General features: G+C 67.2%; 14 protein-coding genes. All 14 read left to right on the top strand.

Annotation, left to right across the window (positions count from 1 at the left end):
* Window positions 1–171 precede the first annotated feature (171 nt).
* The gene (locus ACZK3J_RS07110) at window positions 172–1,710 is read left to right on the top strand and encodes a GGDEF domain-containing protein (protein ID WP_049463627.1); all 1,539 of its coding nucleotides are present in this window, start codon (window positions 172–174) and stop codon (window positions 1,708–1,710) included.
* A 121-nt stretch (window positions 1,711–1,831) separates the two neighbouring features.
* The gene (gene pyrH / locus ACZK3J_RS07105; protein ID WP_032127941.1) at window positions 1,832–2,560 is read left to right on the top strand and encodes a UMP kinase; all 729 of its coding nucleotides are present in this window, start codon (window positions 1,832–1,834) and stop codon (window positions 2,558–2,560) included.
* 96 nt (window positions 2,561–2,656) lie between these two features.
* Window positions 2,657–3,211: a ribosome recycling factor gene (gene frr / locus ACZK3J_RS07100; RefSeq protein ID WP_032127942.1), complete on the top strand. Its 555-nt coding sequence runs from the start codon at window positions 2,657–2,659 to the stop codon at window positions 3,209–3,211.
* Window positions 3,212–3,216: 5 nt separating this feature from the next.
* Window positions 3,217–3,984 (top strand): polyprenyl diphosphate synthase, encoded by a 768-nt coding sequence (gene uppS / locus ACZK3J_RS07095; protein WP_478476672.1) that lies wholly within the window; start codon window positions 3,217–3,219, stop codon window positions 3,982–3,984.
* Window positions 3,981–4,817 carry a phosphatidate cytidylyltransferase gene (locus ACZK3J_RS07090; RefSeq protein WP_010486331.1) on the top strand — a complete coding sequence of 279 codons (837 nt, stop codon included), beginning with the start codon at window positions 3,981–3,983 and terminating at the stop codon, window positions 4,815–4,817. The genes uppS and ACZK3J_RS07090 overlap by 4 nt, the downstream gene beginning before the upstream one ends.
* 2 nt (window positions 4,818–4,819) lie before the next feature.
* Entirely contained in the window at window positions 4,820–6,010 is a 1,191-nt protein-coding gene (locus tag ACZK3J_RS07085) for a 1-deoxy-D-xylulose-5-phosphate reductoisomerase (RefSeq protein ID WP_049399539.1), read from the top strand.
* A 55-nt stretch (window positions 6,011–6,065) separates the two neighbouring features.
* Window positions 6,066–7,424, top strand: coding sequence for an RIP metalloprotease RseP (gene rseP / locus ACZK3J_RS07080; RefSeq protein ID WP_032127946.1), 1,359 nt, complete (start codon window positions 6,066–6,068; stop codon window positions 7,422–7,424).
* 74 nt (window positions 7,425–7,498) lie between these two features.
* Window positions 7,499–9,862: an outer membrane protein assembly factor BamA gene (gene bamA, locus ACZK3J_RS07075; RefSeq protein ID WP_134951416.1), complete on the top strand. Its 2,364-nt coding sequence runs from the start codon at window positions 7,499–7,501 to the stop codon at window positions 9,860–9,862.
* 434 nt (window positions 9,863–10,296) lie between these two features.
* Window positions 10,297–11,319 carry a UDP-3-O-(3-hydroxymyristoyl)glucosamine N-acyltransferase gene (gene lpxD / locus ACZK3J_RS07070; RefSeq protein ID WP_049455670.1) on the top strand — a complete coding sequence of 341 codons (1,023 nt, stop codon included), beginning with the start codon at window positions 10,297–10,299 and terminating at the stop codon, window positions 11,317–11,319.
* Window positions 11,316–11,774, top strand: a complete 459-nt coding sequence (fabZ, locus tag ACZK3J_RS07065; protein WP_032128326.1) for a 3-hydroxyacyl-ACP dehydratase FabZ — start codon at window positions 11,316–11,318, stop codon at window positions 11,772–11,774. Before lpxD ends, fabZ begins: the two co-directional genes overlap by 4 nt.
* Before the next feature lie 16 nt (window positions 11,775–11,790).
* The gene (gene lpxA, locus ACZK3J_RS07060; protein ID WP_032128327.1) at window positions 11,791–12,582 is read left to right on the top strand and encodes an acyl-ACP--UDP-N-acetylglucosamine O-acyltransferase; all 792 of its coding nucleotides are present in this window, start codon (window positions 11,791–11,793) and stop codon (window positions 12,580–12,582) included.
* A 53-nt stretch (window positions 12,583–12,635) separates the two neighbouring features.
* Window positions 12,636–13,838 carry a lipid-A-disaccharide synthase gene (gene lpxB / locus ACZK3J_RS07055; protein WP_100437555.1) on the top strand — a complete coding sequence of 401 codons (1,203 nt, stop codon included), beginning with the start codon at window positions 12,636–12,638 and terminating at the stop codon, window positions 13,836–13,838.
* Window positions 13,835–14,503 carry a ribonuclease HII gene (locus ACZK3J_RS07050; protein ID WP_049461544.1) on the top strand — a complete coding sequence of 223 codons (669 nt, stop codon included), beginning with the start codon at window positions 13,835–13,837 and terminating at the stop codon, window positions 14,501–14,503. The genes lpxB and ACZK3J_RS07050 overlap by 4 nt, the downstream gene beginning before the upstream one ends.
* 218 nt (window positions 14,504–14,721) lie before the next feature.
* Window positions 14,722–18,315, top strand: coding sequence for a DNA polymerase III subunit alpha (gene dnaE, locus ACZK3J_RS07045; RefSeq protein ID WP_049461545.1), 3,594 nt, complete (start codon window positions 14,722–14,724; stop codon window positions 18,313–18,315).
* Window positions 18,316–18,347: the final 32 nt, after the last annotated feature.

Raw genomic sequence — 18,347 nt, 5'->3', positions numbered from 1 at the left:
GCCCCATCGGCGGGTGTGCACCGTTGGTGCGCACAACCGGCACCTTTGCGTTGCGCGCGAATCAAGCCGATACTCGGCGCAGGGAATCCACAGTCACATAGCAGGAACGAAAATCGCGGACTGTGATGCATTCCTAGGTATTCTTGTCCCAATGGAATTGAACGACCCGACATGCCTCCCGAGCTGACAGCTGCCCTGGCGCTCTGCCGCAACCTGCCCTCGCCACCCGGTATTGCCCTGCGCATCATCGAGCTGGCCCAGGACCCGGAAGCGGACATCGCCACCGCCGCCGACATCATCGCCATCGACATGGCGCTGAGCGCTCGCATGCTGCGCATCGCCAATTCGCCGCTGTACGCCAGCCGCCGCCGCATCGAGAACCTCGGCCAGGCGCTGACCATGCTCGGCCTGAATGCCACGATCAGCCTCGCCCTCGGCTTCACCGTCACCCAGGGCCTGACCGCTGGCGGCGGTGCCGACCACGACCTGCGCCAGCGCGCGTGGAAGCGCAGCATTCTCAGCGCCCTGGCCGCCAGCCAGCTGGGCCAGGCACGCGGCCTGCGCCGGCTGGAGGAACTGATGCTGGCCGGGCTGCTGCAGGACCTGGGCGTGCTGTGCCTGGCCCAGGCCGAATCGGAGCGCTACCTGCCACTGCTGCGCGAAGCCCGTGACAATACCGATCTGGTCGCACGCGAGCGCGAGGAACTGGGCTGCAGCCACGCCGATGTCGGCGCCTGGGTGGCCGAACAGTGGGGCCTGCCGCGCTACCTGGTGGAAAGCATCAGCCACAGCGAGGACGACGACGCTGCCGATTCGCCGTTCCAGGCCTGCGTGCAGCTGTCCGGCGCTGTTGCCGACATCTGGCTGGACGAAGACGCCGATGCCGCCCGCGAACGCGCTCTGCACCAGGTGCATGACCGGCTGGAGCTCGACAGCGCCCGTTTCGATCAGGTGCTGACCCGCATCAGCGATGCCCTTCCGGATATCGCCAGCCTGTTCGAGGCCGGCCTGAACTCGCCCTCGCGGGTCCGGGAGCTGATCGACCACGCGCAGGAACTGGCCACCCTGCGCAACCTGCGCGAGCTGCAGGATGCCGATCAGGCACGCCGCCGCGCCGACGAATTCGAGGCGCGGGCCAAGCGCCTGGCCGACCAGGCCCACCGCGACGCCCTGACCGGCGTGCTCAACCGCCGCCAGCTGGAGGCGGTGCTGGAACAGGAGTTCCTGCGCGCCGGGCGCCAGGGCTGGCCGCTGTCGGTGGCCTTCATCGACCTGGACGACTTCAAGAAAATCAATGATGCCCACGGCCACCTGACCGGCGACGAGGTGCTGCGCGCCTTTGCCGGCAAGCTGCAGGGCCAGCTGCGCAACAGCGACACCGTGGCCCGCTTCGGTGGCGAGGAATTCGTCGCGCTGCTGCCCAACACCAGTGAATCGGTGGCGCTGGACGTGATCCGGCGTGTGCTGGCCAACATCGTCGCCACGCCGATGGCCGAGCTGGAGGGAGGCCCGCTGTTCGTCACCTTCTCCGCCGGCGTGGCCACCCAGGGCGGCTACGAACGCTTTGCCGACGTGCAGGACCTGCTGCGCGCAGCCGACGATGTGCTGTACCGCTCGAAGAACCTGGGCCGCAACCGGGTGATCGCCCGCTCCCCCGGCGCCCTCGGCCACGACGAGCTTTCAGCCACCGCCGGCGCCGAGCTGGGCTGAACGGGACGCCCCGCGTGAGCGGGGCGGACGGCAGGATTTCGCGCCGCAGTGCACAAAACACTTTGGCCCAACGCGGCATGCGCGTAGAATCGCCCGCGATTTCCACGCACCCGAGGTCCCCATGTCCAAGCTCGCCTATCGCCGCATCCTTCTGAAACTGTCCGGGGAGGCGCTGATGGGAGATGAGGACTACGGCATCGACCCGAAGATCATCAATCGCCTGGCCCGTGAGGTCATCGAAGCCCAGCAGGCCGGTGCCGAAGTGGCGCTGGTGATCGGCGGCGGCAACATCTTCCGCGGCGCCGGCCTGGCCGCTGGCGGCATGGACCGGGTCACCGGCGACCAGATGGGCATGCTGGCCACGGTCATCAATGCCCTGGCCATGCAGGACGCTCTGGAAAAGCTGGGCGCCAAGGCCCGCGTGATGAGCGCGATCAAGATCAACGACGTGTGCGAGGACTACATCCGCCGCCGCGCCATCCGCCACCTGGAAAAGGGCCGCCTGGTGATTTTCGCCGCCGGCGTCGGCAGCCCGTTCTTCACCACCGACTCCGGCGCCGCGCTGCGTGCGATCGAGATCGGTGCCGACCTGCTGCTGAAGGCCACCAAGGTCGATGGCGTGTACGACAAGGACCCGAACAAGCACAGCGACGCGGTCCGTTTCGACAGCCTGAGCTACGACGAAGTGATCCGCCGCGGCCTGGAAGTGATGGATACCGCGGCCTTCGCACTGGCCCGCGACAGCGACCTGCCGATGCGCGTGTTCGACATGGGCCAGCCGGGCGAGCTGCTGAAGATCCTCAGCGGCGCGAACATCGGCACCCTGGTCCAGGGCCGCGACCCGGCCTGAGCCTGAGCGCCAGGCGAGCTCCGGGTCGATTCTGGCCCGGCAGCGTCCCGTATTCGCCTATAATCGCCCGATTCCAGTTACACCCAGGACCGGGCGATGCTCAACGACATCAAGAACAACGCGCAGACGCGCATGGCCAAGAGCATCGACGCTCTGAAGCACACCCTCACCTCGATCCGCACCGGCCGCGCCACCCCGGCCCTGCTGGACCGCGTCACGGTCAGCGCCTATGGCAACGCCAGCACCCCGCTGAACCAGGTCGCATCGATCTCCAACGCCGACGCCCACTCGCTGCTGGTCACGCCGTTCGACAAGAGCATGATCAAGGAGATCGAAAAGGGTCTCTACAACGCCGAGTTCACCCCGAACACCCTGGGCACCGCGATCCGCATCAACATGCCGCCGCCGACCGAAGAGCGCCGCAAGGAGCTGGCCAAGCAGGTGCAGAAGGAAGGCGAAGGCGCCAAGATCGCGATCCGCAACATCCGTCAGGACGCGAACAAGGAAATCGCCAAGCTGGTCAAGGACAAGGCGATCAGCGAAGACGAGAAGAAGCGCGGTGAGGACGACATCCAGAAGTTGACCGACACCAACATCAAGGACGTCGACAAGGTCGTTGCCGACAAGGAAAAAGAACTGCTGTCGGTCTGAAGTCGATGCCTTCAGTCCCGCCTCCGTTGCCGGCCGCCCTGCCCCGCCACATTGCCATCATCATGGATGGCAATGGGCGCTGGGCACAGCAGCGCCGTCGTCCGCGCGTGATCGGCCACCGCGCCGGCGCGCGTGCGGTCAACCGCACCATCGAGCGCTGCCTTGAGCTGGGCATTCCGGCGCTGACCCTGTTCGCGTTTTCCAGCGAGAACTGGGGCCGGCCGCAGGAAGAAGTCGATGCGTTGATGAAGCTGTTCCTCGGCGCGCTCGACCGCGAAGTGGACGAGCTGCATCGGCGTGGCGTGCGCGTGCGCTTCATCGGCGAGCGCGAACGCTTCGGTGCCGGGCTGGTCAGCCGCATGCAGCTGGCCGAGCAGCGCACCGCAGACAACATCACCCTGACCCTGTCGATCGCCGCCAGCTACGGTGGCCGCCAGGACATCGCCCGTGCCGCGCGCGCGCTGGCCGCTGAAGTCGCCGCCGGCCGCCTGCTGCCCGAACAGATCGACGAATCGCTGCTGGGCAGCCAGGTCGCCCTGGCCGACCTGCCGCCACCGGACCTGTTCATCCGCACCGGTGGCGACACCCGCATCAGCAACTTCCTGCTGTGGCAGCTGGCGTACACCGAGCTGTGGTTCACCGAGGCACTGTGGCCAGACTTTGATCCCGCCCTGCTGCAGCAGGCGCTGGACGCCTACGGCAGCCGTGAGCGTCGTTTCGGCCTGACCAGCGCCCAGATCGCCGCACTGGCCACCGAGACTTCCAGCCCATGACCAAGACCCGAGTCCTTGCCGCGCTGATCATGGCGCCGGTCGCCATTGCCGCGATCCTGCTGCTGCCGACCCAATGGCTGGCAGCGGCGGCCGCTGCGGTGCTGCTGATCGGCCTGTGGGAGTGGCTGAAGCTGGCCGGCATCGAAGACACCCTGGCGCGCACCGTGCTGCTGGTACTGAACCTGCTGCTGATGGTGCTGCTGGTGTGGGCCGATGGCAGCACGCTGGTGCTGTTCCAGATCACCACATTGGCCGGTGTTGCCTGGTGGCTGGCGGCGCTGGTCTGGCTGCGCTTCTTCAATTTCGGCGCGCAACCGTCGGCACCCTCGCGCATCGTGAAGATGCTGGCCGGTACGCTGGCCATCGTTCCGGCCTGGGCCGCGCTGGTGCTGATCCATGCCGGCGGCGATCCGCCGGGCAAGCAGGGCCACCTGTGGCTGCTGGCTGCGCTGGCACTGGTCTGGGCGGCCGATTCGGGCGCCTATTTCGCCGGCCGTCACTTCGGCAAGCACAAGCTGGCCCCGCGCATCAGCCCCAACAAGACCTGGGAAGGCCTGTTCGGCGGCCTGCTGGCCGGTGTCGCCGTGGCCGTCGGCCTGGGCTGGCTGGCCGGCATCGATACCGCACACCTGCCGGGCCTGCTGATCACTTCGGTGGTGGCCGTGTTCGCCTCGGTGCTGGGTGATCTGTTCGAAAGCCTGATCAAGCGCCACGCGGGCGCCAAGGACTCGGGCCACCTGATTCCGGGCCATGGTGGCGTACTCGACCGTGTCGACGGCGTTCTGGCTGCAGTGCCGGTGTTCGCACTCGGCAAGGAAATCTTCGGGTTCTGACCATGAATGCTGTCGCAGACCTGCGCCGGGTCGCCGTATTCGGCGCCACCGGCTCGATCGGTGCCTCCACGCTGGATGTGATCGCCCGCCACCCGCAGCGCTACCAGGCCACCGTGCTGGCCGCCGGTCGTCAGGTGCAGGCGTTGCTGGCACTGTGCCGCCAGCACCGGCCCGCGCACGCGGTGATCGCCGACGAATCGCTGTTCGCTGAGCTGCGCGATGGCCTGCGCGATGCTGGACTGGCCACCGAGGCGCATGCCGGCCATGCCGCGCTGGACCAGCTGGCCGCCAGCGATGCCTGCGACACCGTGGTCGCCGCCATCGTCGGTGCGGCCGGGCTGTCTTCCACCCTGGCCGCCGCCGCCGCGGGCAAGCGCATCCTGCTGGCCAACAAGGAATCGCTGGTGCTGGCCGGTGAGCTGCTGACCCGCACCGCTGAACGCGCCGGCGCCGAGATCATCCCGATCGACAGCGAACACAGCGCGATCTTCCAGTGCCTGCGCTCGCGCGATGCCAGCGTCGATGGTGCCGGCGTGCGCCGCATCCTGCTGACTGCCTCCGGCGGCCCGTTCCGTGGCCGCAGCCGCGCCGAACTGGCCCAGGTCACCCCGGCCCAGGCCGTTGCCCACCCGAAGTGGTCGATGGGGCCGAAGATCTCGGTCGATTCGGCGACGTTGATGAACAAGGGCCTGGAAGTGATCGAGGCCCACCACCTGTTCGGCATCCCCGGTGAGCGCATCGAAGTGCTGGTGCACCCGCAGAGCCTGGTCCACTCGCTGGTCGAGTTCGTGGACGGCTCGACTCTGGCGCAGATGGGCCTGCCGGACATGCGCACCACACTGGCCGTTGGCCTGGGCTGGCCACAACGCATCGAATCGGGCGTATCCGGGCTGGATCTGCTGGCCCAGGGCCGGCTCGATTTCGAGGCCCCGGACACCGACGCCTTCCCCTGCCTGGCCCTGGCCTGGCAGGCGATGCAGGCCGGCGGCACCGCCCCGGCGGTGCTGAACGCTGCCAATGAAGAGGCGGTTTCAGCGTTTCTTCAGGGCCGGATCGGTTTCCTGACCATCCCGGAGCTGGTTGCTAACGCTCTTTCAACACTGCCGACCCAGCCAGCCGATACACTGGAGGTCCTGTTGTCCGCCGACCAGCGGGCACGCCAGCTGACCCTGAACGCCATCGACGCCGCCTGAACGACCGCCTCGCCCAGCATGACGACGCCGCCCCTGCCCGCCACTGTGAGCCTGCATGACTGACTTCATCGGATCGGTCTGGTGGATGATTGTCAGCCTCGGGCTGCTGGTCACGTTCCACGAGTTCGGGCATTACTGGGTCGGGCGCCTGTGCGGGGTCAAGATCCTGCGCTTCTCGGTCGGCTTCGGCCGGCCGCTGTGGTCGCGCCGGGACAGGCACGGCACCGAGTTCGCCATCGCCGCCATCCCGCTGGGTGGCTATGTGAAGTTCCTGGACGAGCGCGAGGTCGAAGTGCACCCGCACGAGCGCGGCCAGGCCTTCAACCACAAGACCGTCTGGCAGCGCATCGCCATCGTCGCCGCCGGACCGATCGCCAACCTGCTGCTGTGCATCCTGCTGCTGTGGGCGATGTTCGTGATCGGCAAGCAGGATTATTCGCCGACCATCGGCCGTGTCAGCGGCATCGCCGCCAGCGCCGGCCTGACCAGCGGCGACCGCGTGCTGCGCGTGGACGAGCGCCCGGTGGTCACCCTCGGCGAGGCCAGCATGGCGCTGACCGCCGCCGCGATGGACCGCCGCGACGTGAAGCTGGAAGTGCTGGACCCGGCCGACCAGGTGCGCGTGCGCAGCCTGCCGCTGTCGCAGCTGCCCCCCGGCTTCGATGAACGGCGCGTGCCGATCCTGGCTGGCCTGTACTGGCAGTCGTGGCTGCAACCGGCGCTGGTCGAGTCGCTCACCGCGGACTCCGTGGTGGCCGGGCAGCTGCAGCCGGGCGATCTGATCGTAGCGATCGACGGCCAGCGCATCGACGGCGCCGACCAGGTCATCGGCGAGATCCAGACGCTGGGCCGCGCCGGCGGCCCGGGCATGATCGAGGTCCTGCGGGGCGGCGAGCGCCTGGCGCTGGAAGTCACCCCGCGCCAGGGCAAGGATTCAAAGGGCGAGCCGATCTGGCAGATCGGCGTGCAGTTCCCGACCTCGTTCAGCCCTCCCTACGACACCCTGCTGCGCTATGGCCCGCTCGACGCGGTCACCGTGGCCGTGCGCGAAACCGGCCGCCTGGCGGCCGATTCGCTGGGCATGATGGGCCGCATCGTCACCGGCAAAGCCTCGCTGCAGAACGTTTCCGGGCCCGTCACCATCGCCCGGGTAGCCAACATCTCGGCCAAACGCGGCCTGGACTGGTTCCTGCAGTTCCTTGCCCTGCTGTCACTCAGCCTGTGCATCATCAACCTGTTGCCGATCCCGATCTTGGACGGCGGCCACCTGCTGTATTACCTTATCGAGTTGGTCAAGGGCAGCCCGCTGAGCGAGCGTGCCATCGCCGCCGGCCAGTACATCGGCCTGGCGTTGCTGGCCGGGCTGATGGGGTTGGCGTTCTACAACGACATCCTCGGCCTGGTCCCGCGATGAACTTTTCCACGTTGTTGCCGTCTACAGCGTCGGCATCCCGCACCAATGAAATCGACCTTCCTACCGGACGTGACATGACGCGACTCCCCAATCGCCGCCTGCTGGCCCTCGCCCTCGCCGCCGTCACCGGCGCTCCCGCCCTGGCCCAGGCAGCCGAGCCCTTCACTGTCAGCGACATCCGCGTGGATGGCCTGCAGCGCATCAGCTCGGGCACGGTATTCACCTACCTGCCGGTGGAGCGTGGCGAGACGGTCACCGACAACAAGGTCGGCGAGACCATCCGCGCCCTGTACAAGACCGGCTTCTTCGAAGACGTGCAGCTGGACCGCCAGGGCAGCATCCTGGTGGTGACCGTCAAGGAACGCCCGGCGATCAACAAGCTGACCGTGACCGGCAACAAGGACATCAAGTCCGAGCAGCTGCTCAAGGGCCTGTCCGACATCGGCCTGACCGAGGGCGGCACCTTCGATCGCCTGAGCCTGGACCGCGTGACCCAGGAACTGCGCCGCCAGTACAACGACCGCGGCAAGTACAACGTCGAGATCACCCCGACGGTGAGCCCGCTGGACCGCAACCGCGTGGACATCGCGATCGCCATCAAGGAAGGCAAGGCGGCCAAGATCCGTCACGTCAACCTGGTCGGCACCGAGAAGTTCGAGAGCAAGGACATCCTGGAGACCTGGGAGTCCAAGGAGCACAACTGGGCATCGTGGTACCGCCGTGACGACCAGTACTCCAAGGAAAAGCTGTCCGGCGACCTGGAAAAGCTCAATTCCTGGTACCTCGACCGCGGCTATGTCGACTTCAGCATTGATTCGACCCAGGTGTCGATCAGCCCCGACAAGCGCGACATGTTCCTCACCGCCGGCGTGACCGAAGGTGCGCAGTACAAGATCTCCGAGATCAAGGTCAGCGGCGACACGATCCTTCCGCAGGAGGACGTCGAGCGCATGGTGATCCAGAAGTCCGGCGACACGTTCTCGCGTGCGCTGCTGGAATTCAGCTCGGACACCATCACCAACTCGCTGTCCAACATCGGCTACGCGTTCGCCAAGGTGAACCCGATCCCGACCACCAACCGCCCCGACCAGACCGTGGCGATCAACATGCAGGTCGTGCCCGGCCCGCGCGTGTCGGTGCGTCGCATCCTGTTCCGTGGCAACACGCGTACGTCCGACGAAGTGATGCGTCGCGAAATGCGCCAGTTCGAGAACAGCTGGTACTCGCAGGCCGCGATCGACCGCTCCAAGATCCGCCTGCAGCGCCTGGGCTACTTCGAGTCGGTGGACGTTGAAACCCCGGCCGTGAGCGGCAGCAACGACCAGGTCGACGTCGTCTACAACGTCAAGGAAACCACGTCCGGCAGCTTCGTGTTCGGCCTGGGCTACTCGCAGTCCTACGGCATGACCACCTCGGTGCAGCTGTCGCAGAACAACTTCCTCGGCGGCGGCAACCGCGTGTCGGTCGAAGCCTCGCGCAGCAGCTACCTGCAGCGCTACGGCTTCAGCTACACCAACCCGTACTTCACCGATGACGGCGTGTCGCTGGGCTACAACCTGTCCTGGCGCGAACTGGACTACTCCGACTTCAACACCGCGCAGTACAACAGCACCAATGGTTCGGCGCAGGTGGTGTTCGGCGTGCCGATCACCGAGACCGATACCGTCTCGCTGATGTTCGGCATCGACAGCAACCAGATCACCACCTACCAGGGCTCGACCCCGCAGTCGATCATCGACTACATCAACGCCGTCGGTAGGCGCACGTTCCATGCCTGGCGCACCGAGCTGGGCTGGGCGCGTGACTCGCGCAACGACTACTTCATGCCGACCCGCGGTACCTACCAGCGCATCGGCCTGGAAACCACGCTGCCGGGTTCGACCATCGAGTACTACAAGCTGAACTACCAGATCAGCAAGTACTGGCCGATCATGCCGTCGCTGGTGATCAACACCCGTGCCGAAGTGGGCTACGGCGATGCCTATGGCAACGACTACACCCGCACGCTGACCAACCCGGACGGCACCACCCGTACGGTGACCGCCAGCGGCCTGCCGTTCTTCGAGAACTTCTACGCCGGCGGTACCAACTCGGTGCGCGGCTTCGAAGACAACACCCTCGGCCCGCGCGAAGTCACCAACGGCTACCCGGAAGGCCAGCCGCTGGGTGGTTCGCTGAAGACCGTCGGTTCGGTCGAAGCCTACTTCCCGCGCCTGTTCGACAGCCCGTCGGCACGCGTGTCCGCCTTCGTCGACTTCGGTAACGTCTACAACGGCACCAAGAACTTCAAGGCCAACGAACTGCGCGTGTCCACCGGTGTGGCCCTGCTGTGGCGCGCCCCGGTCGGCCCGATCTCGATCAGCTACGCCTTCCCGCTGAAGAAGGAAGACGATGACAAGATCGAACGTCTGCAATTCACGTTCGGTGGCCAGTTCTGAGGAACGTCGTTCCTCAGAACTGATCCACCTCCGGTGAATTGCCCGCGCATTTCACCTATCCCCCGCGCCGCTGGCGCGCCCCCCTTAACAGAAGGGGGGCTCTCCACCAGACGGGATGCGAAGCGCCGGGCTCTGCCCGGCGTTTTCGTTTGGCCTGGATGCCGGAAGCGCCCGCTCTGCTTTTGATCTTTTCTGTTTTTCCGTGGCTGGCACTCGCGCCACGCCCTCGGAGGTCGGACGGGGTGGGGCTGCGGGGGTGTGAGCCGCATGGATGCGGCGACCAAGGCTACATGGACGTACTTGCGCCGCCCCCCGCAGCCCCGCCCCGTCCGACCCAGCCCATGACACTGGCTCTGCCGGCCGCGAGGGGCCCTGCCGTTGGCTGCATGACCGCCCCGCATGACCGCAATGCCGTCACACGTTAAACTCCCGCCGTGAATACTCCCACCTACACCGCCCAGCAACTCGCCGAGCAGTTCGGCCTGCAGGTCCATGGCGACCCCGCCACCGCCATCCATGGCGTGGCCACCCTCGCCCATGCCGGTCCTGGCCAGCTGACCTTCCTCGCCAACCCGCGCTACCGCGCCCAGCTGGCCGACAGCCAGGCCTCGCTGGTGGTCCTGCGTGCCGACGACGCCGAGGCCGCCCCCGGCGCCGCGCTCGTGGCCAAGGACCCGTACACCACCTTCGCCAAGATCGCCGCGCTGTTCGACATCGCGCCGACGCGCCCGCCGGGCATCCACCCCAGCGCCGTCATCGATCCCAGCGCGCAGGTCGCCGCCAGCGCGCATATCGGCCCGTTCGTCTCCGTCGGCGCCCGCAGCGTGGTCGGCGAAAACTGCATCATCGGCACCGGCAGCGTGATCGGCGAAGACTGCAGCCTGGACAACGGCTGCGAGCTGATCGCGCGGGTCACCCTGGTCACCCGGGTCAAGCTCGGCAAGCGGGTTCGTGTGCACCCCGGTGCCGTGCTCGGCGCCGATGGCTTCGGCCTGGCCATGGACGCCGGCAAATGGATCAAGGTGCCGCAGCTCGGCGGCGTGCGCATCGGCGATGACTGCGAGATCGGCGCCAACACCTGCGTCGACCGCGGTGCGCTGGAAGACACCGTGCTGGACGAAGACGTGCGCCTGGACAACCTGGTGCAGATCGCGCACAACGTGCAGATCGGTGCGCACTCGGCCATCGCCGGCTGCACCGGCATCGCCGGCAGCGCCAGGATCGGCCGTTACTGCCTGCTCGGCGGCCACGTTGGCGTGGTCGGCCACCTCGAGATCTGCGACAAGGTCGTGATCACCGGCAAGTCGGTGGTCCGCAATTCCATCCATGAGCCCGGCGAGTACTCGTCCGGCACCCCGTTGACCGACAACCGCACGTGGCGCAAGAACGCCGCGCGCTTCAAGCAGCTGGACGCATTGGCTCGCCGCGTCCTGGCTGCTGGCAAGGAGAAAGAATGAACGACACGCTGCAGCTTCCGATCGACGTCTGCCAGATCCAGGAACTGCTCCCGCACCGCTACCCGTTCCTGCTGGTGGACCGGGTGCTTGAGCTCGACATCGACGCCAAGCGCATCCTTGCGCAGAAGAACGTCAGCATCAACGAGCCGTTCTTCCAGGGCCACTTCCCGGGCCGCCCGATCATGCCCGGCGTACTGATCATCGAAGCGCTGGCGCAGGCCGGTGGCGTGATGACCCAGCTCACGCTCGGCCGTGACTCGCAGTCCAAGCTGTTCTACATGGTCAAGGTGGAAAACGCCCGCTTCAACAAGCAGGTCGTTCCCGGCGACGTGCTGATGCTGGATGTGCAGATGAAGCGCCTGATCCGCAACATGGGCTGGTACTACGGCGAAGCCAAGGTCAACGGTGAAGTCGTTGCCTCGGCCGAAGTCATGTGCGCCGGCGCCAAGGGCTGATCCACTGGAGGCAGGAATGACTGACAACGCACCGCGGATCCACCCGACCGCCGTCATCGACCCGGCCGCGCGCCTGGCCGATGACGTCCAGGTGGGCGCGTTCACCCTGATCGGGGCCGATGTGGAAATCGGTGCCGGCACGGTGATCGGCCCCCACTGCAGCATCCACGGCCCGACGAAGATCGGCCGCGACAACCGCTTCATCGGCCACGCAGCCGTCGGTGGCGAACCGCAGGACAAGAAGTATGCAGGGGAGCGCACCGAGCTGGTGATCGGCGACCGCAATGTGTTCCGCGAGTTCGTCACGCTGAACCGTGGCACCGGCGGCGGCGGCGGCATCACCACCATCGGCGACGACAACTGGATGCTGGCCTACACGCACGTGGCGCATGACTGCCATGTCGGCAACTTCTGCGTGTTCTCCAACAACACCACCCTGGCCGGCCACGTGACCGTGGGTGACTACGTGATCATCAGCGGCTTCGCCGGGGCCCACCAGTTCTGCCGGATCGGCGCGCATGCCTTCCTCGGCATGGGCGCGCTGACCAATGGCGATGTTCCGCCGTTCACCATGGTCGGCACCGATTCGTTGGGCCGCCCGCGCGGCATCAACAGCGAAGGCCTGAAGCGCCGCGGCTTCGACGCCGAGCGCATTTCCGCCATCAAGCGTGCCTACCGCACGCTGTACGTGGCGGGCCTGCCACTGGCCGAAGCCAAGGTGCAGCTGACCGAACAGGCGCGCGACAGCGATGACGTGAAGGCCATGCTGGACTTCATCGAGCACGCCGAGAGGCCCTTGCTGCGATGAGCAGCACGACCGGCCAGGCGCCGGCCGGCGCCGCCGTGATTCCGCTGGCCTCGATGGCCGGCAGCGTCCCCGCGCAGCGGGTGCTCAGCGAGCGCCCGTTGCGGATCGCGCTGGTGGCCGGTGAGGCCTCCGGTGATCTGCTGGGTGCGGGACTGGTGCGCGAACTGAAGGCACGCTTTCCGAATGCCGAGTTCGCCGGCATCGGTGGCGATGCCATGCGCAGCGCCGGCTGCCTGACCTGGCACGATGCCAGCGAGCTGGCGGTGATGGGCCTGACCGAAGTACTGCGCCATCTGCCACGCCTGCTCAAACTGCGTTCCGCGTTCCGCCAGCGTGCGCTGGAATGGCAGCCGGACGTGTTCATCGGCATCGACGCGCCCGACTTCAACCTGGGCATCGAACGCTGGCTGAAGCAGCGCGGCGTGCGCACCGTGCATTACGTGAGCCCCTCGGTCTGGGCCTGGCGCGAGAAGCGCGCCGAGAAGATCGGCAGCAGCGCCGACCTGGTGCTGTGCCTGTTCCCGATGGAACCGCCCATCTATGCCAAGCACGGCATCGACGCGCGTTTCGTTGGCCATCCGATGGCCGATGACATCCCCCTGCAGGGCAACCGCGAGGAAGCGCGCGCCGCGCTTGGCCTGCCGACGTCGGCCAAGGTGCTGGCGGTGTTGCCAGGCAGCCGCCTGGGCGAAATCTCGCGCCTCGGTGAACCCTTCTTCGAAGCCGCCTGGCAGGTCTCCGAGCGCATCCCCGGCCTGCACGTGGTGGTGCCTGCCGCCAACCCCGCATGCAAGCGGCTGATCGAGGAGCAGCTGTCGCGCTCGGCGCTGCCGGTCGCGTACTCGCATGTGCTCGACGGCCAGGCGCGCAACGCCATGATCGCGGCCGACGTGGTGGTGCTGGCGTCCGGTACCGCGACCCTGGAGGCGATGCTGGTGAAGCGGCCGATGGTGGTCGGCTACCGTGTCAACGAGCTGACCTACCGTCTGGTCAAGGCATTCGGCCTGATCAAGGTCGACCGCTTCGCCCTGCCCAACATCCTGGCCGGCCAGGACCTGGCACCGGAGCTGATGCAGCATGACTGCACGCCGGACAAGCTGGCTGCGGCCATCCAGCAATGGTTCGACCACCCGCAGCGGGTGACCGACCTGCAGGACACCTATGCCCGCCTGCATGAGCGCCTGCGCCGCAATGCGTCGGCACGTGCCGCCGACGCCGTCGGCGAGCTGCTGATGCGCGACCAGGCCCAGGCATGAGCCGCCGCCATGCCGCAGCGGCCAGCCTGACCCTGTTCGATGGCGCGGCGGTGGTCGAGCCGGAGCGCCTGGTCGCCGGCGTCGACGAAGCCGGTCGTGGCCCGCTGGCCGGGCCGGTCGCGGTGGCGGCCGTGGTGTTCGACCCGGCACGGCCGCGCATCAACGGCCTGGACGATTCCAAGCAGCTGACCGCGGCGCGCCGCGAGCAGCTGCATGACCGCATCATCGAGCGCGCCCTGGCCTGGCATGTGGTGCTGGTGGACGTGGACACCATCGACCGTCTGAACATCTACCAGGCCACCCTGCAGGGCATGCGCGACGTGGTCGCAGCGGTCGCCCACGTGGCCGGCTTCGCGCGCATCGATGGCAACGTGGTGCCCAAGGGGCTGGTACTGCCGGCGCAGGCGCTGGTCGGCGGCGATGGCATCGACCGCGCGATCATGGCCGCCTCGATCCTGGCCAAGGTCTCGCGCGACCGCTACATGCAGGAGGTGCATGCCCGCCATCCGCAGTACGGCTTCGAGCAGCACAAGGGCTACGGCACCCCGGCCCACCTGGCCGCCCTGCGCGAGCACGGCCCCTGCGTGGAGCACCGGCGCAGCTTCGCCCCGGTGCGCGAGTGCCTGGAAACAGCGCCAGCCCCCGCGATCACAGCCATCGCTTGAACAACGGCTGCCGGGTATCGTCCGGCGCTTTCACGGCAATGTGAACGCCTCCGCTGGCGCCGGGCCATGCCCGGCGACATTCGCGCAATCGGCGCACCGTCAAGTCCTTGTCGCTTCCCCCTGCCCTCGCTACCCTGACCGGGCACTCCAGCGCATCCCGACCCCGGCGACGATCTTCCGTCAGCACCCGGGGCCCGCGCGCTCCAACCTGGTCCGGCATGTCCAACTCCCGCTTCGTACATCTCCACGTCCACACCGAGTTCTCGCTGGCGGACTCGACCATCCGCGTGCCGGCCAAGCCCGACCAGGCGGACCCGAAGAAGGCCAAGCAGGCCAACCTGCTGTCGCGCTCGGTCGAGCTCGGCCTGCCCGCGCTGGCGGTGACCGACCTCAACAACCTGTTCGCCCTGGTCAAGTTCTACAAGGCCGCCGAAGGCGTGGGCATCAAGCCGATCGCCGGCGCCGATGTACTGATCGCCGAGGAAGGCCAGGACCCGTGGCGGATGACCCTGCTGTGCCGCGACCGTGAGGGCTACCTGAGCCTGTCGCGGCTGCTGACCCGCGCCTGGATGGAAGGCCATCGCCCGGAAGGCGGCGTGGCAATCCACCCGGACTGGCTGAAGGCCGGCAACGCCAACCTGTTCGCACTCGCTGGCCGGCAGAGCCTGGCCGGGCGCCTGGCGTTGGACGGCAAGCATGAACTGGCCGAGCAGCAGCTGGCCGACTGGCAACGCGTGTTCGGCGACGGTCTGCACCTGGAGCTGACCCGCACCGGCCGCGAGGGCGAAGAAACCTTCAACCAGTTCGCGCTGATGGCCGCCGGCCAGCGTGGCCTGCCGGTGGTGGCCAGCAACGACGTGCGCTTCCTGTCGCCGACGGATTTCAGCGCGCACGAAGCGCGCGTATGCATTTCCACCGGCCGCGTGCTGGACGACCCCAAGCGCCCGCGCGAATACAGCGACCAGCAGTACCTGAAGTCGGCCGAGGAGATGTGCGCGCTGTTCGCCGACATCCCCGATGCGATCGACAACACGCTGGCGCTGGCCGAGCGCTGCAACATCGAGATGCGGCTGGGCACCTACTTCCTGCCCAACTACCCGGTGCCGGACGACGAGACCCTGGACACCTGGATCCAGAAGATGTCGCGCGATGGCCTGGAAGAGCGCCTGGAGAAGAATCCACTGGCGCCGGGCAAGACCCGCGAAGAGTATTTCGAGCGCCTGGAGTTCGAGCTCAACACCATCATCAAGATGGGCTTCCCGGGCTACTTCCTGATCGTGGCCGACTTCATCCAGTGGGGCAAGAACCAGGGCATTCCGATCGGCCCGGGCCGTGGTTCGGGTGCCGGTTCGCTGGTGGCGTGGGCGCTGAAGATCACCGATCTGGACCCGCTGCCGTACAACCTGCTGTTCGAGCGATTCCTCAATCCCGAACGCGTGTCGATGCCCGACTTCGACATCGACTTCTGCATGGACCGCCGCGACGAGGTGATCGACTACGTCGCGCGCAAGTACGGGCGCGAGCGCGTCAGCCAGATCATCACCTACGGCACCATGGCCGCCAAGGCGGTGGTGCGCGACTCCGGCCGCGTGCTCGGTTTCCCGTACGGCCTGGTCGACGGTGTCTCCAAGCTGATCCCGAACATCCTCGGCATCCACCTGAAGGATGCGCTGGGCAAGGGCAAGGAAGGCCCGGGCTCGGAAATGGCCTCGGCCGAACTGATCCAGCGCTACGAGACCGAGGACGATGTCCGCGACCTGATCGATCTGGCGCTGCAGCTGGAAGACCTGACCCGCAACGCCGGCAAGCACGCCGGTGGCGTGGTGATCGGGCCGGAGCCGCTTAGCGAGTTCTGCCCGCTGTACGCCGAACACGACGAGAACGGCCTCGGCAAGAACCCGGTCACCCAGTTCGACAAGAACGACGTGGAAGAAGTGGGCCTGGTGAAGTTCGACTTCCTCGGCCTGCGCACGCTGACCATCATCGACTGGGCGGTGAAGGCGATCAACAAGCGCCATGAGCGCGCCGGCATTCCGCCGGTGGACATCGCCGCGATCCCGCTGGACGACACGCCCACCTACAAGGACATCTTCGCCAACGGCAATACCGGCGCGGTGTTTCAGTTCGAATCCTCGGGCATGCGCCGCCTGCTGAAGGACGCGCGCCCCGACCGTTTCGAAGACCTGATCGCGCTGGTGTCGCTGTACCGCCCCGGCCCGATGGACCTGATTCCGTCCTTCAACGCGCGTAAGCACGGCCAGGAAGAAATCATCTATCCCGATCCGCGCACCGAAGCGATCCTGAAGGACACCTACGGCATCATGGTGTACCAGGAGCAGGTGATGCAGATGGCGCAGATCGTCGGCGGCTACTCGCTGGGCGGCGCCGACCTGCTGCGCCGCGCGATGGGCAAGAAGGTGCCGGCCGAAATGGCCAAGCACCGCGAGATCTTCCGCGAAGGTGCGGCCAAGGACGGTGTGGACGAAGCCAAGGCCGATGCGATCTTCGACCTGATGGAGAAGTTCGCCGGTTACGGCTTCAACAAGTCGCACGCCGCTGCCTATGCACTGGTCAGCTACCAGACCGCGTGGCTGAAGCGCCACTACCCGGCTGAGTTCATGGCGGCCACGCTGTCCTCGGACCTGGACAATACCGAGAAGGTGGTCGGCTTCCTGGACGAAGTGCGCAACCTCGGCCTGACCGTGCTGCCGCCGAAGGTGAACCACTCGGCCTTCATGTTCGAAGCCGTCACCCCGGACACCATCCAGTACGGTCTGGGCGCGATCAAGGGCGTCGGCCAGGGTGCCTGCGAAGCGGTGGTGGACGAGCGCCTGAAGGGTGGCGACTACAAGGACCTGCTCGACTTCTGCACCCGCGTCGGATCGGCCAAGCTCAACCGGCGCACGCTGGAAGCGATGATCAACTGCGGCGCACTGGATGAGCTCGGGCATAACCGCGCCTCGCTGATGCTGCAGCTGCCGGAAGTGATCAAGGCCACCGACCAGATGGCGCGCGAACGTGCGTCCGGGCAGAACTCGCTGTTCGGCGGCCCCGACCCGAGCGCGACCACGATCCAGCTGGACCTGCCCGAAGCCGAGGAATGGCCGCTGCTGCAGCGCCTGAACGGCGAGCGCGACACGCTGGGCTTCTACCTCAGCGGCCACCCGTTCGATCCCTGGCGCGACGATGTGCGCGACCTGGTCGGCAACGACCTGGGCTCGGTGGAGAAGATCTGGAGCGCCAACAGCGGTGGCGGTGGCGGCGGCGGCGAGAAGCGCTGGCGCCCGGAAGTACAGACCGTGCTGGCCGGCCAGGTGGTCGGCGTGCGCCGCAAGGGCGAGAGCCAGATCTTCATCCAGCTCGAGGATGGCCGCGGCCGCGTCGAGTGCAGCGCATTCTCCGACGCGATGGCCGAGTTCGGCCACCTGATGACCAAGGACCGCATCCTGGTGGTCAAAGGTGGCCTGCGCGAGGACGAGTTCAACGGCGGCTTCGCGCTGCGCATCCGCCAGTGCTGGGACTTCGACGAAGTCTGCGCCAACTACGCCACCCGGCTCTCGCTGCGCCTGGACCTGCGCCAGCAGCGCCCGGTCTGGGAGCGCATCGACGCCCTGCTCGACCGCCATCGCCCCGGCCGCACGCCGCTGCGCCTGGACCTGCTGCTGAAGGGGCCGCACGGCGGCGTCGCCGGCATGCTCGATGTGTCCGGGCAGAGCGCGGTACGCATCGATTCCAAGCTGATGGAGGCGCTGCGCGCCGACCCGGCCGTGCGCACCCTGAAGGTGCGCTACAGCCCGCCGTGGGCCAGCTGAAGCTGGCTCCCTGGTTTTGCTGAACCCCCTGC

This window comes from Stenotrophomonas sp. 86428_Sma (assembly GCF_056481585.1).
The sequence above is the reverse complement of the archived record's forward strand: the minus strand, read 5'-3'. Positions and strand labels throughout refer to the sequence as shown.

Excerpts from the sequence above, each read along its gene's own strand:
- rseP (WP_032127946.1), top strand. The coding sequence starts at position 6,066 with ATGACTGACTTCATCGGATCGGTCTGGTGGATGATTGTCAGCCTCGGG.
- lpxB (WP_100437555.1), top strand. The coding sequence starts at position 12,636 with ATGGCCGGCAGCGTCCCCGCGCAGCGGGTGCTCAGCGAGCGCCCGTTG.
- bamA (WP_134951416.1), top strand. The coding sequence starts at position 7,499 with ATGACGCGACTCCCCAATCGCCGCCTGCTGGCCCTCGCCCTCGCCGCC.
- ACZK3J_RS07110 (WP_049463627.1), top strand. The coding sequence starts at position 172 with ATGCCTCCCGAGCTGACAGCTGCCCTGGCGCTCTGCCGCAACCTGCCC.
- dnaE (WP_049461545.1), top strand. The coding sequence starts at position 14,722 with ATGTCCAACTCCCGCTTCGTACATCTCCACGTCCACACCGAGTTCTCG.
- lpxA (WP_032128327.1), top strand. The coding sequence starts at position 11,791 with ATGACTGACAACGCACCGCGGATCCACCCGACCGCCGTCATCGACCCG.
- pyrH (WP_032127941.1), top strand. The coding sequence starts at position 1,832 with ATGTCCAAGCTCGCCTATCGCCGCATCCTTCTGAAACTGTCCGGGGAG.
- ACZK3J_RS07090 (WP_010486331.1), top strand. The coding sequence starts at position 3,981 with ATGACCAAGACCCGAGTCCTTGCCGCGCTGATCATGGCGCCGGTCGCC.
- uppS (WP_478476672.1), top strand. The coding sequence starts at position 3,217 with ATGCCTTCAGTCCCGCCTCCGTTGCCGGCCGCCCTGCCCCGCCACATT.
- fabZ (WP_032128326.1), top strand. The coding sequence starts at position 11,316 with ATGAACGACACGCTGCAGCTTCCGATCGACGTCTGCCAGATCCAGGAA.
- frr (WP_032127942.1), top strand. The coding sequence starts at position 2,657 with ATGCTCAACGACATCAAGAACAACGCGCAGACGCGCATGGCCAAGAGC.
- ACZK3J_RS07050 (WP_049461544.1), top strand. The coding sequence starts at position 13,835 with ATGAGCCGCCGCCATGCCGCAGCGGCCAGCCTGACCCTGTTCGATGGC.
- ACZK3J_RS07085 (WP_049399539.1), top strand. The coding sequence starts at position 4,820 with ATGAATGCTGTCGCAGACCTGCGCCGGGTCGCCGTATTCGGCGCCACC.